This window comes from Jejubacter calystegiae (genome assembly GCF_005671395.1).
GTDB classification, from domain to species: domain Bacteria; phylum Pseudomonadota; class Gammaproteobacteria; order Enterobacterales; family Enterobacteriaceae; genus Jejubacter; species Jejubacter calystegiae.
Genome location: NZ_CP040428.1, coordinates 3,224,499 through 3,239,925 on the forward strand (window position 1 = coordinate 3,224,499; position 15,427 = coordinate 3,239,925).

Genomic DNA, 15,427 nt, shown 5'->3' on the forward strand with positions numbered 1-15,427 from the left:
CCACTGAGCGGGGGAAACCCCGCTATCAAGGAGACTACGCAATGAAACGATATCTGGTTGAGCGCGTTGCAACGCTGGCATTCCCGAATGGTTCCCGCGTCACCCTGGAGACCGGGATCCAGAATTACCCCGATGAAGTGGCCGCACACTGGGCTTTCTCTGCCTACGCGAAGCCCCTGGATAATCCTACTGAGCAGCAGGAGCAGCAGGGGCAGCAGGGGGAGCAGGGGGAGGATAAGAGCGGCAAAGCCGATAAGGGGAAAGTTGATGGCAAAAAACAGCAGGCTACCGACAAGTGACCGGTTTCGCGCCGACTTCCCCGAATTTTCAGATGAAACTCGCTACCCCTCCGCTTCGATAGATTTTTACCTCGGTATGGCCGACACCATCCTCGATCAGAACAAGCTGGGTGACCAGTTCGTGTATCTGGCCGAGCTGTTTGTCGCTCATTACACAGAGTTACGCGGGCGGATAACCGCTGGCGCTTCTTCTGGGGTGAACTCATCCGGGGGCGGGGTGGCAACGTCAAAATCTGTAGATAAGGTCAGCGTCAGCTACGACACCTCCGGGATTATCAATCCTGATGCTGGTTTCTGGAATAACACCGGCTACGGGCGAGAGTTTTTCTGGTGGTGGTCGATGTTCGGCGCAGGCGGGAGGCAATTGCTATGAGTGGAGTAAAGATCACCACCGACAACGCCAGCGCGGTTTTGTCTGCGCTGTTGAATTTGTCCAAAACCGAGGTGCTGGTCGGCATTCCTGAGCAGAACGCCAACCGGGAAGACGGCGAAGTACTGAATAACGCCGAAATAGCCTACCTGCAGTCAACCGGCGGCGACGTGGTATTGGGCGGCCAGACGGTCACTCTGACGCCGCGCCCCTTCCTGGATATTGGTATCGAGGATACGTCTGATATCACCTCCGGTTTTCTGGCCGATGCGGCATCAAGTGCAATGGATGGTGATGATGCCGCGGCAAGCCGCGCGCTGGAAAAGGCCGGCATTACGGCCCAGAACGGCGCTAAGCGGGTAATTAGCGATGGTGACAGACTGGCACCACTGTCACCGGCCACGCTGGCGGACAGGCGAAGAAATGGTATCCCTGGTCAAAAGCCACTGTACGCCCACGGATATTTACTTCGCTCGGTTAACTACGTCGTGAGGAAAAAATAATGCCATTTCTCGATGTGTCTGATGTTCTTCTCGATCCTGACTTTTGCGACAACAGCCTGATTTGCAAACGCAACACGCAAACCACGGATGCAGATGGCTTCACCAGCAACGCGACCGAGTCCATCCCGTTTGTCGGGGTGGTGACCGTTGATCGATCGCTGGAGGCCCGCAGGATGGAGGCAGGGCAGAGCATAGACGGCGCTATTTTCATTGCTACGCAGTTCCGGCTGACTCAGGGCCAGCCCGGTATTGATGCCGATGTGGTGATCTACAACGGGCGGGATTACCGGGTGACCTTTGTTGACCCCTATGTGCGCTATGGCGCCGGGTTTGTGCAGGCACATTGTGAACTGATGCCCGTAGACGGAGGGATACCCATTGACGGCTAACAGCAGTGAACAGGCGGGCTATCTGGCCCCGCTCAGCGACTCCCCGGCATACGACGAAGTGCTGGAGCGTGAGATCAGCCGATGGATCCGTGCAGTAAGCGGATTGCCAGACGGTACAGTATTTCCGCGCTGGGCAGACCCGCAGCCAAAGATACCGCCGCTGGGTACTGACTGGGCCGCCTTCGGTATCACCTCAATTCAGGAGGATGCCAACCCTGCCAGCGTCAGTAACGGCGATGAGTCGGATCAGCAATGGCAGCATGAAACCATCACCATTATATGCTGCTTTTATGGACCCGGCGGGCAGGCAATCTCAACCCGCTTCCGGGACGGCCTCAGAGTCGCGCAGAACAACGTAGAGCTGAATCGCACGACGCTAACCTATGCAGATAACTCCCGCATCGTTTCCGCGCCGGAACTCATCAACAAGCAGTGGCAACGCCGCTACGACATCAACGTAACGCTGCGCCGGAAGGTAGTGCGCGAGTACGGCATTAAACGGCTGGTGGATGCACCAGTAACCTATTTTGGAGATTAACCTATGGCACAGGGCTTACCTGTTTCCAACGTTGTTAACGTTGACGTGATTATGGCGCCCAAAGCGGCTACCGGCCGGAACTTTGGCGCGCTGCTGATTTTGGGTCCATCCACCGTTATTCCGGTTGGTGAGCGTATCCGCATGTATGCCGCCGCTGAGGATATCGCGGAAGATTTCGGCGTGGATAGCCCAGAATACGAGGCGGCTGTCGCATATTTTTCTCAGTCTCCTACACCGTCCGATGTGTATATCGGGCGCTGGGCTAAAACCCCGGATGACGAAGAGAACGGAACCCCGGAAACTCTGCTGGAGGCGGTAAACGCCGCTATGCAGTTCACTAACTGGTACGGTCTGGCGGTTGCCGATAGTGAGGTAATCGCAGATGCCGACTACCTGGCGGTCGCTGCAGCTGTGGAGGCGTCCAGCCTGAGCCGTATCCTGGCTATTACTACCGACGCAGCGGCCACGATTGAAACCACATCGACCGACGATCTGGCGTCGAAACTGAAAGCGGCCAGCTACGGGCGCACATTCATTCAGTATTCGACAAGCAGCAAATACGCAGCGGTCTCTGCGTTCGGGCGCGCATTCACGGTCAATTTCAATGGCAGCAACACCACGCTGACACTGAAATTTAAACAGGAGCCGGGCATTACCTACGAAATGCTGACAGTTAACCAGGCGGCGGCCGTCGATGCAAAAAACTGCAACGTATACGTCTACTACGCCAACGACACCGCCATTTTGCAACAGGGCGTGATGGCGAACGGTGATTTCTTTGATGAGCGCCACGGCCTGGACTGGTTGCAGAACTACGTACAGACCAACCTCTATAACCTGCTGTACACCAGCACTACCAAGATCCCCCAGACCGACGCAGGCGTAACCCGTCTTGTGGGGAATGTAGAACAGTCGATGGATCAGGCGGTGACTAATGGCCTTGTGGCCGCGGGCGTCTGGAATGGCGGCGATATTGGCGAACTGGTGGCGGGTGACACCCTGACGAAGGGCTATTACGTCTATGCGCAACCGCTGAGCCAGCAGGCGCAATCAGACCGCGAAGCACGCAAGGCGCCGGTTATCCAGGTGGCCTGTAAGCTGGCGGGCGCCGTTCACTATGCCGATGTGCAGATTAACGTTGTTCGCTAAGGGGTAGCAGATGAGCACTTATTCTTTTATGGATGTAACGGCCTCTTTCACGGGGCCGACTGGCGTTATCGATCTTGGCTATGGCTCTGCTAACTCGGAAGAGGGCGTGACCGTCACCATGACGGAGAACAAAAACACCATGACGATTGGCGCCGACGGTGAAGTGATGCACAGCCTGCACGCCGGGAAAAGCGGCTCGGTTACCGTCACGCTGCTGAAAACCTCACCGGTAAATAAGAAGCTGTCGCTGGCCTACAACGCACAGAGCCAGTCTTCGGCGACTTGGGGGAATAACGTCATTGTGATCCGCAATACCGCATCAGGTGATATCACCACGGCGCGCTCGGTGGCGTTCCAGAAGCAGCCCGATCACAACAACGCCAAAGAAGGCGGTACGGTTTCTTGGGCCTTCGACTGCGGCAAAATCGACCAGGTTCTGGGGGAGTTTTAACGGATGGAAATCACTATCAAAGAGCAGAATTACCGCATCGCGAAGCTGAGCGTATTCGACCAGTTGAAAGTGGCCCGTAAATTGTTGCCGGTGGTGGCGGGCGTAGTGGGGGATTTTCGCGATATGCAGGATGGCGCGGCCTCTCTGGAAACTGCGCTGCCGAAAATCGCGGACGCTATCAGCTCGCTGAGTGATGAAGACTGCAACGCGATTATCTACCCCTGTCTGGCGGTGGTTTCGCGCCAGCACCAAAAGGCCTGGGTACCGGTATTCAGCCAGGGCGAACTGGCGTTCGACGACATCGACCTGATGACCATGCTACAGCTGGTGGCCCGGGTGGTGGCCGATTCGCTGGGAAATTTTTTGCAAGAACTCCCTACCAGCGAGACAGCGCCCCTTCCTGCGAAATAACGTTCAACCGCCTGCCGGGCGGTGAGGATTTTATCCTGCGCCCGGCGCTGAAATTCCAGATTGACCAGAAAGATCTCGATGCCGGGCGGGTTGATCTCGCCCGTATCGCGCTACTGAACGATTATCTGGATATGGACGCGGACAATATGAACCGAATAGAGAAATGGAGAGCGGCCAATGAACGCTGAGGTAATGAAATCGTTTTTGGTTTCGCTCGGTTTCGACGTTGACGAATCCGGCCAGCGGAAATTCGAGACGACGCTGACCGGCGTCACGGCGAACGCCCTTAAGGCCGGTACCGCTATCGAGGCGGCGGCGCTGTCTGTTGTAGCGTTTACGGCGAAGATTGCCAGCGGACTTGATGAGCTGTTCTGGGCGTCCCAGCGTACCGGGGCAAGCGTCCAGGGTATCAAAGAGGTAGGCTACGCCGTCAGCCAGGTTGGCGGTGATGCTAACGCGGCGCGTACCTCTCTGGAAAACCTTGCTCGCTTCCTGCGTAACAACCCGGGTGCCGAGGGTTTTCTTAACCGGCTGGGTGTGCAGACCCGCGACGCCAGCGGGCGTATGCGTGACATGTCACAGGTGTTTGCCGACGCTGGCCGCCAGCTCAGTAAAATGCCGTACTACCGTGCTAACCAGTACGCGCAGATGCTCGGCATTGACGAAAATACCCTGATGGCAATGCGCCGGGGGCTGGGCCAGTACCAGGGCGAATACTCCGCCATGGCGAAGGCAATCGGCTTTAATGCTGACCGGGCGGCGGAATCCTCCAATCGCTTTATGACGTCGCTTAAGTCGTTCGGCACTCTGGCGGGGCTGGCCCGGGATAAAATCGGCTCCGGGTTGGCTGACGGCCTGGCCGACTCGCTCGATACCCTGCGTAAGCGGGTGATGGATAATTTCCCGAAAATCGAGGCGGTGATTACCCGCGGCGTTAAAGGCATTCTGCGGCTGGCCGACATTATCAATCACCTGGTATTCCGACTCATCCAGGGGGCCGACGCGCTGGCACGCTGGTGGTCGTCGCTCAGCAAATCTACCCGGGATCTGATAAAGCTACTTGGTGCGCTGACAGTCGCGCTGCGCCTGATGAATACCGCGTTCTGGATGTCGCCCATTGGCATCATTACTGCTCTGGCTGGAGCTATCGCGCTGCTGTGGGATGACTACCAGACCTGGAAAGAGGGCGGCAAAAGCCTGATTGACTGGGGGAAATGGAAACCGCAGATCGACACAGCGATGAAAGCGCTGGCAGAACTGCAACAATCTATAACTGCTCTGAAAGATGCGCTGCTAACACTACTCGGGATTGACCCCAAAACGTGGTCGCTGAAATGGGATTTTGAGAACTTTATCACCCAAATGGGTGAACTCGGCAAAATGTTGAACATGATTGCCGACCTGCTGAATGCGATTAATGAAGGGCGGTGGGGAGACGCTGCAAAAATTGGTCAGCAGTTGCTAAAACAGGGCAGCGAAAAACCGGCAGCACAATCGGGTGTGACCAGTAGTGCAGACGAAACGGCAGCATGGATAGCGGATAAAACAGGGTTTGACCCCCGCAGCATCGGTCACACTGTCCGTCGGTGGATGGGGCTGGATCTTGTCGAGGCGCCCGAGCGGCCATCTCAGACTGCGCAGGGCACACCGCCGGTTGCGCTTGATATCCCGGGCAACGCCCCACGGGGTATCCGCAACAACAACCCCGGCAATCTGAACTATGTCGGCCAGCAGGGCGCCACGCTCGAACGTCCCGGCGGGCGATTCGCCCGGTTCGAAAGTGCCTTTGATGGACTCCGAGCGCTGGGCCGCCAGTTGCTGCGCTATTTCGATGGTAAAACCACCGGGCGGCGCCTGCAGTCCGTGCGCGACATTATTTCGACCTGGGCGCCAGCGTCGGATAACAACAACACAGCGGCCTACATTGCGCAGATAGCGCGGCATCTGAATGTTGCTCCGGACGCAGCGCTGAACCTGCGCGACCCTGAAACACTCTCACGGCTAATGAACGGCATCATTCGTCATGAGAACGGCGCAAACCCGTACCAGCGTGAGCTGGTGGCCGCTGCTGCAAATTCGGCAACCGGTCGGGGGGCGGAGGTTAACCAGAGCAACACCTATCACATCTACGGTGGTGGGGATCCCCGGTTGGTTGCGTCCGAGGTTGAACGCCGCCAGGTCAGCGCAAACTCCATGGCACTACGCAATCAGCAAACTAAGGTGGGGTGATAATGGATTTTTTATCGACGCTGTTCCGACAGCAGAGCCGGGCGGTTGGGCTGCTGGTGCCTGCTGTCGTTGTCTCTGAAAAGCACGCTGACACGCTGGAAATCACCGAGCACCCGGTAGAGACCGGCGCCGCGGTATCAGACCACGCGTATAAGCGTCCGGCGGAAGTGACCATGGAAGTGGGATTTTCCGGTGGCGGCTCCCTGCTGGACTTCGTGAATACGGCGGCCATCGGGCTGTCTGTCGGGCTGAGTCCGAAAGAAACCTACCAGCAGCTCCTTGAGCTGCAGGAAAGCCGGGTGCCATTCGACGTTGTGACCGGAAAGCGGCTTTACAGCAACATGCTGATGCGCGCCCTGGAGGTTACGACAGACCGCACAAGCGAAAACGTACTGATGGCAACCCTGACGTTGCGCGAAGTCATCATCACGTCCACCCAGTCGGTGCAGGTTGCGGATAAGCAGAACATGGCCCAGGGCGTGAACACGTCAGCGGTGCAGAACTCCGGCACGAAAACCACGACGCCGGTAAATCAGTCCCTGCTGTCCAGCGGGGCCGGTCTGTTGGGGGTAGGGTGATGTCCATAACTGAAATACCGCTAACAGCGAATAACCAGACGTTCAGTATCTCTCTGGCCGGTACAGACTACCGGATAACAGTGCTGTGGCGCGGTACGTTCTGGTGCCTCGATCTTGTTGATGCCGTGGGTAATACGATAATCGCCGGTATCCCTCTGGTAACTGGCTATGACCTGCTGAAACAGTACGAATACCTGAAACTGGGATTTGCACTGTACGTCGTCTGTGACGTTGCAGGGCAGGAAAACCCCACATCGTATGACCTCGGCACTCTATCCCACCTACTTGTAGTAACGGAGTAATCATGTCACAGAACTGGATGCGCCACTTTGAGCTTCAGCTGACCGACGACCAGGGGCAGGGTATATCCCTGTCCGACTTTAAAGTGACCTTCAACATTGAGTGGTTCAATATCAGCAAACAGAACCGGATCGGGACGTTCAGAATTTACAATCTGGCACCCGACACGGTGAACAAAATCACCGCCGGGGAGTTCAGCAAAATCAGGCTTATCGCCGGGTATGAGGGCATTGCCGAAACCGTGTCCGCTGACCAGGTTGGGATCGCTCAGGACGTGAACGCGGATGAGGTCGGGAAGCGCAACGGGCGCAACTTCGGCCTGATTTTTAGCGGCGACGTTCGCTATTCGGTGACCGGCAAAGACAATCCCGTTGACCGCTATGTGCTGATCCAGGCGGCCGACAGCGACCAGGCGTTTTTGACGACGGTCACCACCACCACTATCGGCGCCGGGTGGACGGCGGCCAGCCTGAACGATGTGCTGATGCAGGGCTTCAACGCCAACGGCGCCACCCAGGGGCGTCAGCCGGAAATGCCGCCCACCGTATTTCCCCGCGGTCGTGTAGTGTTTGGAGTGACCCGTGATCTGATGGACAACGTAGCCGCGCAGTGTAACGCCCGGTGGATGTTCGTTGACGGCAAAGTGGAGATGGTGCGCGATGACGAATATGTGCATGAAGCTATAGTGCTGAATAGCGAAACCGGGCTGATCGGTATGCCGCAGCAGACGATCGGCAACGGCGTTAACGTGCGCTGCCTGATAAACCCTAACATTCGGGTGAATGGCCTGATTCAGTTAGACCAGGCCTCGGTTTACCGTACTGCGCTCAGCAGCGACGAAATCGCGATGGCCGGGGGTCAGATCACCACCGAAGACCAGAACGGCAATCTGACGCTGTCGGGCACCACCGCGCAGCCTGCCAGCATCGCTACCGATGGCATTTATATTGTCAGGGGTATTATGTACACTGGTGATACAAGGGGCCAGGCGTGGTATATGGATCTGATGTGCGAAGCGCGTGGCGCTCAGGACGTCCGAACCCAGGAATCAATCAACCGGGGGTAAAATTGAAAGCGTTAATCACCTTTATTGCTGCCTTTATGTCTTTCAGTGCATCTGCAGCCAATGGCTACACTGCATATTGTGGCCCTTATACGGTTGTGGCAAAGGTCGGTGAGATGGATGTAATTAATGGCGAGCGAGTTACTTCTCAAAAGATAACGTATTTAGGAAAAGATGGCATAAAGGTTGATATGGGTCTCATGCCAGCCCGAGACGGCAATAACTACGGGTTCCAGTACATTCGCCGCCCCGGCACCGAGAAGCGCTTCCTGAACGTCCAGCTACTCCAGAACAGTATGGACGCGCCAAAGGTGATTGGCTCTTTCCCGTGTAAGAAGGTAGCGGGTTAACCTAGAAGAATGTAAGTATTTCACCTTCTTCATGATTAAATAACCAGTGTCCTACCGGATTTGTCCACTGCTACAATGTGGGAAAATATCAGATGAGCTCGGTGTATGGATAAAGAAACCAGAAAGCAGATAGAGCAGGATCTCGATAACGAATTAACAAAAATGTTATCCGTGGTAACTGTGGATAAATTCCACAGCTTCCTTACAGATCGAGGTCTGATAAGAGGCTTAACCTGCAGGATGTGCGGTAGTGATGATATTGGGGTTCCCCTCATGTCCTTTCTTGGGGGAACGCCTTTTTTGAACTATTCAAAAGTTGATGGTGGTGGGCCACCTCATTCCCTTTATAATTACGAGTACAGGTTGCCGTGCAATAACTGCGGTTTTGTGCATAGCTTTGCAGTGTATCCTGTGCTCAAATGGATTGAGGAACAGGAGGGAAACGGTGCAAAATCAGATCGATAATGTAACTATGGGACGTTTCCCACCATTAAAAAAAAGAGATGGTGGCGAGCCGCCAACCGGAGATGATGACATGCAACAGCGGGTAAGAGAGCTTGAAAAAGACGTCCAGTCTATCAAGACAGACTTGGCTGTCATGAAGTCAAATTACGCTACAAAAGAAGACGTGAGCAACGCTAAAAACAGCATAATCATGTGGGTTGTTGGTGCTGTCATCTTTGCCCAACTGATTCCTGCGCTCCCGGACATACTCGATGCCATTAAGAGGATGCTGTCCAGCTAAATAAAATATTCACCCTTCTTAGACCCGCCACTGAGCGGGTTTTTTATTGCCTGGAGATAATGAAATGGCGGTATCCGCACAAACCCGATCTGGAGATCTGTCGGAGGCGCTGAGCGCTGAATCAACCAAAACCAAAGAGGCCATCCGCGTTGCACTGCCGGGGATTATCCAGTCGTTCAACCCCGACACGGTCACAGCAGAGATACAGCCGTCGATTCAGTACACGCACATTGATAACGACGGCCAGACCGTACAGCAGGATTACCCGCTGCTGGTCGATGTGCCGGTGATATTCCCCCGTGGCGGTGGTTGTACGCTGACTTTCCCGGTAAAGAAGGGGGATGAGTGTCTGGTGGTCTTCGCAGACCGCTGTATCGATTTCTGGTGGCAGTCCGGCGACGTGCAAAAATCCGGCGACCCACGTATGCACGACCTTTCGGACGGTTTTGCCATTGTGGGGCCAATGTCCCAACGCTACAAAATCGGCAACATCAGCACCAGCGCCGCGCAGCTTCGCACCGACGACGGCAGCGCCTTTATCGAACTGGCCGCTGGTGGCGCGGTGACTATCACCAGCCCACAGGTCACGATTAATGGCCCTGTGCAGGTTAACGGTACTATCACATCCACCGGTGACCAGACCGCCGCAGGCATCAGCCAGGTGAATCATACCCACGGTGGCGTTCAGTCTGGTAACAGCAACACAGGTAAACCGCAATGAGGTATCGACGCGAAGACAGTGGCGGCGATTACACCTTTGGCCAGGGGGACGACACCTGGCTGGTGAACTCGCCCGAAACGGTGGCGCAGGCGGTAAAGACGCGCTTTGAATTATGGTACGGCCAGTGGTTTCTGGATACGACTGACGGCACCCCGTGGATCCAGTCTGTGCTGGGTAAGCAAAAGCCGGAGGTCTACAACCTGGCAATACGCCAGCGCATTCTTGAAACCCGCGGCGTTAACCAGATCACCGAGTTCAACAGCACAATTAATACCAGTTCCCGGCGCGTCGTATTCACGGCGACCATCTCCACTATCTACGGACAAACCCAGGTCACATCGGAGGCGTAATGGCCTTAAATTTAGATACGCTCGGCTTATCGGCAACGGTAACCGCCGATGGCATCAGCGCGCCTGATTACCAGACGGTGCTGAGCAAAATAACCGACTATTTCCGGCAGATTTACGGCAGCGACGCCTATCTGGAGCCGGACAGTAAAGACGGCCAGTTAGTGGCGCTGGTGGCGCTGGCGATACATGACGCCAACAACACCGCTGTATCAGTCTATAACTCGTTTTCCCCCTCTACGGCGCTTACTGATGCCCTGACAAAGAACGTCAAAATTAACGGCATTGTGCGCCATGGCACCACCAACTCAACTGTAGACGTCACGCTATCCGGTGAGGTGGGGACGGTTATCACTAACGGATCGGTTAAAGACATTAACGGCATGGTCTGGAACCTGCCTGCGACGGTGGCGATCGATACTGACGGCTCCGCCACGGTTACCGCCACCTGTGCCACCTCTGGCGCCGTAGCTGCGATGGTGGGGAGCGTTAACCTGATAAACACCCCGACGCGCGGCTGGATATCTGTGACCAACCACACCGCCGCTACAGTAGGCTCTGACGCAGAGACTGACGCAGAGCTACGTCGGCGCCAGCATCAGAGCGTCGCTATCCCGTCGATCACTCCATTCGAAGCCGTGGACGGCGCCCTGGCAAACGTGGCCGGGGTGAGCCGACACAAACTGTATGAGAACGATACCGGGCGCACAGATGAAAACGGACTGCCGCCACACTCGATATCCGCCATTGTGGAGGGGGGCGATGTCGAAGAAATCGCGCAGACAATCCGTGGGAAGAAAGGGCAGGGGGTATCAACCTACGGCAAAACCACGGTGCAGGTGCCCGATATTTACGGCAACCCGCACAGTATTTCGTTTTCACGTCCTTCGGATGTCCCGGTTTACGTCTCGCTCACCCTGGAGCCATTCACTGGCTACACAACGCAGATCGGCGAAGAAATCCGCCAGGCAGTGGCCGACTATATCAACTCGCTGGCGATTGGCGAGAGCGTGAAACTTAGCCGTGTGTACTCCCCGGCTAACCTCGGTGTGGTCAGTGGCGGGAACGCTCGTTACTACGACATCAACGAGCTGCTAATCGGGAAATCAGCGGGTAGCGTGGCTGCTGCGAATATCGCGATTGCATACGACGAATCGGCATCGTGCGACACCGACAACATCAAAATTACGGTGACGTCATGAGCAAATACACGCGACTAATCACCAACTACCACGCCACAAAGCCGCTGTTCTACCAGCACGTGGATTTGTCCACCCGGCCGCTGATCGACATTGATACGGCGATAGCCGGGCTTATCGACAATTTCGACATCGATACCGCCGTCGGTGTGCAGCTCGATATCCTGGGCGAGTGGATCGGGCGGTCACGCATCGTCAGCGTCCCTATCACCGACATTTATTTTTCGTGGGACACCGACGGTCTGGGCTATGACCAGGGCGTGTGGCAGGGGCCTTATGACCCCAATGCCGGGCGTACTGCACTCAGTGACGACACGTACCGGGTAATCCTCAAGGCGCGGATAGCAATCAACAACTGGAACGGCCAGAACGACACGCTGCCTGAAATCCTGGATACCGCGCTGACGGGCTCTGGCCTGCGAATGCAGATCGTCGATAACCAGGACATGACAATTAGTGTCTGGGTGTTTCCTGAGACAGATATCGATGACGTGTCCCGGGAACTATTGGCGGCTATCCGCCAGGGCTATCTGACGGTGAAAGCCGCTGGCGTGTGGGCTGGGGATATCGAAACGCCGGGGATAGAAACCCCGTCCACCGGCACTAAATTTTTTGGGCTTGATATGGATAACGAATACATCGGCGGGTTCGATGTTGGATCATGGGAGAAAATACTGTAATGGCTACCAACGATTTTAAGGCTTTTGCTACCGGCGCTAATGCCAATGTGATGAGCCAGGAAGAGTGGGAGGCACTGCCTGAGGTGGTGAATGGCTTCACCAGCGGTAAGGCGTCTTCTGCGCAGGTCAATAAAGCGTTGCGCCAGGCATCGTTCGTCGCTGCTGCGCTGGCGCAGTTCGTCGCAAAGAAGACCGACTCGGATGTGCGGGACGATGGCGACATCGCCGCGTTCGTTGCGAAACTAACATCAGGATTCGCTGCGCAATACCTCAGCCGCGAAAACCCGTTCGGCGACATCGCCGCAGATGGCGAAACGGCCATTTCCACGGCTCTCGCAAACCTCGGTTTGGGAGAAGGCTCCGCGCTACCGGTGGGGGTACCCGTTCCCTGGCCGTCAGCGACACCGCCAGCGGGTTGGCTGAAATGTAACGGTGCGACGTTCACAGCAGCGCTGTATCCGAAGCTGGCGCTGGCGTATCCATCTGGAAAGTTGCCGGACTTGCGAGGTGAGTTTATCCGTGGCTGGGATGATGGGCGTGGGGTTGATATCGGGCGCTTGCTGTTGTCCAGCCAGGGGGATGCGATTCGCAATATTACCGGCTCAACAGCCCTGTCATTGCAAATTGAGTCGAGTTTTGGATGGCTGCCAAATGTTTACAATGCAGGGGCTTTTACCTATGCATCAGTTGGTGGTGGGCGTGGGGCCACAACGGTGCAATCTACATCCATAGACGGTAATCTGGGAATACGGTTTGATGCATCGCGGTCAGTTCCGACCGCCTCGGAAAACCGCCCGCGCAACATTGCATTTAACTACATCGTGAGGGCCGCATAATGAATGCCATTCTGGACAGCAATAATATTGCCACTACTGCCGGGGAACTGGCGGTTTACAACTATGCGGCAGACACCCGCGAATATATGTCCTCCTCCGTGGAATATCTGGCGGTGGGTGTGGGAATTCCGGCTAACTCTGCTGTGGATGAACCCCCGGCGAAAAAGAAAGGCAAGGCCGTCTGTCGCAACGCAGCCGGTGCTGGGTGGGAATATGTCTCAGACCATCGCGGTGAAACCGTCTACAGCACAGAGGGCGGTGAGGCTATTGAGGTTACGGCCCCTGGCGAGTACCCGGAAGGAACAACCACCATAACGCCCGCTACGCCATACGATAAATGGGACGGGGAAAAGTGGGTAACTGATACTGATGCTCAGCACACCTCTGATGTGGCCGCCGCAGAGCAGCAGAGAACCGCGCTGCTGGCAGAGGCGCAGGCTACAATCAGCATCTGGCAGACCGAGCTACAGCTGGGAATTATCAGCGATGATGACAAAGCCAGCCTGATAGCATGGCTGGCTTATATCAAAGAGCTGCAAGACGTTGATACCGATGTAGCGCCGGACATCAAATGGCCGGAAGTTAATAACTAATTTTTTGAACTCCCCTTCAATAATGATGGGGGGATTTTAGTCGCCATACAGAAAACCTTGGATAAAACAATAGGTAGAAATACGCCTAATATAATATAGGGAATCCAACTCCAGGCGTTATAATAGCTGTGTAGAATATCACGCTTGGATATTTCGAATCCATATAATTTCCATGCAACTATATTTAACAGAGAGAATGCTATTAGGTGATACGCCATAATGCTTTTACTTTCTATTCCTACCCTCTCTAGAATTCTAAAGTGGGAAGCTTTTGAAAGGATAGATGATATGTAAAATATTGCGTAAATACCGAACACAGAACCACAGATTGAAAACATAAGCCCGGGTTTGTAAAGGCTCCATGACATACCTATTCCGAAAATAAGCCCCTCTCCGTATAGTATAATGGTCGTTATAATTATGGTTGAGAATATAACATTATTAAGTGATGAAAAAATAATGTTCTTTAATGAAAATCCGAATATGAAAAACATCCCTCCAACAAATGCCTGTGTGGCATAGTTATATGCTATGTTCTTTGTTGCATAAAACATAGGGGCGGTTTCATTAACCCCTATCCATCCAAACGCCAGAGCTATGCATATTCCGATAGCGCTAGGTATGGGTGATCTGGCAATCGCTCGACAAACGAAGGGTGCAAAGATCATAATTATCATGTACGCAAACAGAAACCAACTGGCAAGAAAATATCTGTTATTACTAAAACCGGATTTTATTGTCAGGATAATAGTGTCAGAAATTGATTTTTCAAATATTTTCCCAACAGGGGAGTTTACGAAGTGATTTATTAGTAGTGCAATGATCCCTGTCGCAATGTAGGCAAATATAATATATAAGAAATGTTTGGTTAGTACTTTTTTGTAGTGATTTATTAAAGTTTTCTCATGGTTAAATAGCATGCCCCCCAGAAAGAAAAAGAAAGGCATATGGTACATGTAGGGTACTAATTTATTTAACGGAGCGCCTGAATAGTGACTGGCAACCATCAGAATGATTGCTATGGCTTTCGCGTAATTTATTGCTCTACTCTTTTCTTCTGTTGTTAGTTCCATATTTATTCAGTCTTTAAAAAAGTTAGCTAAGATAATCGAATATGATAGCTATGTTATAAGTTTTAGAAAACAAGCCCCGACGAGCGCTCAAACTCCGGGGCTTGTACTGATGGTTGACGTAGGTCAATTCTCAGCGGATTTGATACTACATCATTGTCATATCTATTTCACTATCAGAAGCATATGGAGTGTGACACAGCACGATATTACGAAATCGGGAGTGCATGCCATGCCAGCGCACAGCAAACCACGCGCTGGCATGGCATGCACCAGTAAAGTGGGGCTTCTCGGGATTGGAATGCGTCTCGCAATTTGTCATTCGCTGGGGATGGGGGAAGAGGGGAAATTGATAGAATAGGGCTCGATTGAATGTGATAAGTGTTTGATATCGAGTGCACAAAAAATGATAAATTATTCTATCAAATAAGTTTAATTCATTGAATTTTAATGATTTAGTCTTGGTCTTGAAAACCGGCGAGGGGAAACCCTCCCAGAGTTCGAATCTCTGCGCTTCCGCCATCAAATTTTAAAAGGGGTTAGCTTAGGCTAACCCCTTTTTTTGCGTTTTCAGGAAGATATTCTCGATACATTCAGCAAGAACAG

Annotated in this window: 23 protein-coding genes; 22 read left to right on the forward strand and 1 reads right to left on the reverse strand. The window is 54.0% G+C overall.

Annotation, left to right across the window (positions count from 1 at the left end; translation table 11 throughout):
* The first annotated feature begins 41 nt into the window (after positions 1-41).
* The 22 genes from FEM41_RS14855 (at position 42) to FEM41_RS14960 (ending at position 13,751) form a co-directional block, all read left to right on the forward strand.
* Positions 42-299, forward strand: a complete 258-nt coding sequence (locus tag FEM41_RS14855; protein ID WP_138096811.1) for an STY1053 family phage-associated protein — start codon at positions 42-44, stop codon at positions 297-299.
* On the forward strand, positions 268-672 hold the full coding sequence (locus FEM41_RS14860) for a DUF4054 domain-containing protein (protein WP_138096813.1): 405 nt from the start codon (positions 268-270) through the stop codon (positions 670-672). The genes FEM41_RS14855 and FEM41_RS14860 overlap by 32 nt, the downstream gene beginning before the upstream one ends.
* Positions 669-1,172: a hypothetical protein gene (locus FEM41_RS14865; protein WP_138096815.1), complete on the forward strand. Its 504-nt coding sequence runs from the start codon at positions 669-671 to the stop codon at positions 1,170-1,172. Before FEM41_RS14860 ends, FEM41_RS14865 begins: the two co-directional genes overlap by 4 nt.
* A complete protein-coding gene (locus FEM41_RS14870; protein ID WP_138096817.1) occupies positions 1,172-1,561 on the forward strand; it encodes a head-tail adaptor in 390 nt (129 codons plus the stop codon). Before FEM41_RS14865 ends, FEM41_RS14870 begins: the two co-directional genes overlap by 1 nt.
* Positions 1,551-2,099 carry a phage neck terminator protein gene (locus FEM41_RS14875; protein ID WP_138096819.1) on the forward strand — a complete coding sequence of 183 codons (549 nt, stop codon included), beginning with the start codon at positions 1,551-1,553 and terminating at the stop codon, positions 2,097-2,099. The genes FEM41_RS14870 and FEM41_RS14875 overlap by 11 nt, the downstream gene beginning before the upstream one ends.
* A gap of 3 nt (positions 2,100-2,102) precedes the next feature.
* A complete protein-coding gene (locus FEM41_RS14880) occupies positions 2,103-3,248 on the forward strand; it encodes a DUF3383 family protein (protein ID WP_138096821.1) in 1,146 nt (381 codons plus the stop codon).
* 10 nt (positions 3,249-3,258) lie between these two features.
* The gene (locus tag FEM41_RS14885) at positions 3,259-3,699 is read left to right on the forward strand and encodes a DUF3277 family protein (protein ID WP_138096823.1); all 441 of its coding nucleotides are present in this window, start codon (positions 3,259-3,261) and stop codon (positions 3,697-3,699) included.
* Positions 3,700-3,702: 3 nt separating this feature from the next.
* Positions 3,703-4,110, forward strand: coding sequence for a phage tail assembly chaperone (locus FEM41_RS14890; RefSeq protein WP_138096825.1), 408 nt, complete (start codon positions 3,703-3,705; stop codon positions 4,108-4,110).
* 113 nt (positions 4,111-4,223) lie between these two features.
* The gene (locus FEM41_RS25185) at positions 4,224-4,298 is read left to right on the forward strand and encodes a DUF6889 family protein (protein ID WP_421805454.1); all 75 of its coding nucleotides are present in this window, start codon (positions 4,224-4,226) and stop codon (positions 4,296-4,298) included.
* Complete coding sequence (locus FEM41_RS14900; protein WP_138096827.1) at positions 4,288-6,339, forward strand: lytic transglycosylase; 2,052 nt, start codon at positions 4,288-4,290, stop codon at positions 6,337-6,339. Before FEM41_RS25185 ends, FEM41_RS14900 begins: the two co-directional genes overlap by 11 nt.
* Before the next feature lie 2 nt (positions 6,340-6,341).
* Positions 6,342-6,917 (forward strand): phage baseplate protein, encoded by a 576-nt coding sequence (locus FEM41_RS14905; RefSeq protein WP_138096829.1) that lies wholly within the window; start codon positions 6,342-6,344, stop codon positions 6,915-6,917.
* Positions 6,917-7,219, forward strand: a complete 303-nt coding sequence (locus FEM41_RS14910) for a phage baseplate plug family protein (protein WP_138096831.1) — start codon at positions 6,917-6,919, stop codon at positions 7,217-7,219. The genes FEM41_RS14905 and FEM41_RS14910 overlap by 1 nt, the downstream gene beginning before the upstream one ends.
* A gap of 2 nt (positions 7,220-7,221) precedes the next feature.
* A complete protein-coding gene (locus tag FEM41_RS14915; RefSeq protein WP_138096833.1) occupies positions 7,222-8,283 on the forward strand; it encodes a hypothetical protein in 1,062 nt (353 codons plus the stop codon).
* Between the two features lie 2 nt (positions 8,284-8,285).
* Entirely contained in the window at positions 8,286-8,630 is a 345-nt protein-coding gene (locus tag FEM41_RS14920) for a hypothetical protein (protein ID WP_241666502.1), read from the forward strand.
* 105 nt (positions 8,631-8,735) lie between these two features.
* Positions 8,736-9,095: a hypothetical protein gene (locus FEM41_RS14925; protein ID WP_138096835.1), complete on the forward strand. Its 360-nt coding sequence runs from the start codon at positions 8,736-8,738 to the stop codon at positions 9,093-9,095.
* Positions 9,076-9,375: a hypothetical protein gene (locus FEM41_RS14930; protein WP_196240463.1), complete on the forward strand. Its 300-nt coding sequence runs from the start codon at positions 9,076-9,078 to the stop codon at positions 9,373-9,375. Before FEM41_RS14925 ends, FEM41_RS14930 begins: the two co-directional genes overlap by 20 nt.
* Before the next feature lie 64 nt (positions 9,376-9,439).
* Positions 9,440-10,096, forward strand: coding sequence for a Gp138 family membrane-puncturing spike protein (locus FEM41_RS14935; protein WP_138096837.1), 657 nt, complete (start codon positions 9,440-9,442; stop codon positions 10,094-10,096).
* Positions 10,093-10,446 (forward strand): contractile injection system sheath initiator, encoded by a 354-nt coding sequence (locus tag FEM41_RS14940; RefSeq protein ID WP_138096839.1) that lies wholly within the window; start codon positions 10,093-10,095, stop codon positions 10,444-10,446. Before FEM41_RS14935 ends, FEM41_RS14940 begins: the two co-directional genes overlap by 4 nt.
* Positions 10,446-11,645: a baseplate J/gp47 family protein gene (locus tag FEM41_RS14945; RefSeq protein WP_138096841.1), complete on the forward strand. Its 1,200-nt coding sequence runs from the start codon at positions 10,446-10,448 to the stop codon at positions 11,643-11,645. Before FEM41_RS14940 ends, FEM41_RS14945 begins: the two co-directional genes overlap by 1 nt.
* Positions 11,642-12,322 carry a baseplate wedge 1 family protein gene (locus tag FEM41_RS14950; RefSeq protein WP_138096843.1) on the forward strand — a complete coding sequence of 227 codons (681 nt, stop codon included), beginning with the start codon at positions 11,642-11,644 and terminating at the stop codon, positions 12,320-12,322. Before FEM41_RS14945 ends, FEM41_RS14950 begins: the two co-directional genes overlap by 4 nt.
* Positions 12,322-13,158, forward strand: a complete 837-nt coding sequence (locus FEM41_RS14955; protein ID WP_138096845.1) for a tail fiber protein — start codon at positions 12,322-12,324, stop codon at positions 13,156-13,158. Before FEM41_RS14950 ends, FEM41_RS14955 begins: the two co-directional genes overlap by 1 nt.
* Entirely contained in the window at positions 13,155-13,751 is a 597-nt protein-coding gene (locus FEM41_RS14960) for a tail fiber assembly protein (protein WP_138096847.1), read from the forward strand. The genes FEM41_RS14955 and FEM41_RS14960 overlap by 4 nt, the downstream gene beginning before the upstream one ends.
* Here the strand turns inward: FEM41_RS14960 and FEM41_RS14965 are convergent.
* Positions 13,748-14,824 carry an acyltransferase family protein gene (locus FEM41_RS14965; RefSeq protein WP_138096849.1) on the reverse strand — a complete coding sequence of 359 codons (1,077 nt, stop codon included), beginning with the start codon at positions 14,822-14,824 and terminating at the stop codon, positions 13,748-13,750. The two genes, FEM41_RS14960 and FEM41_RS14965, sit on opposite strands and share 4 nt — an antisense overlap.
* Positions 14,825-15,427 lie beyond the last annotated feature (603 nt).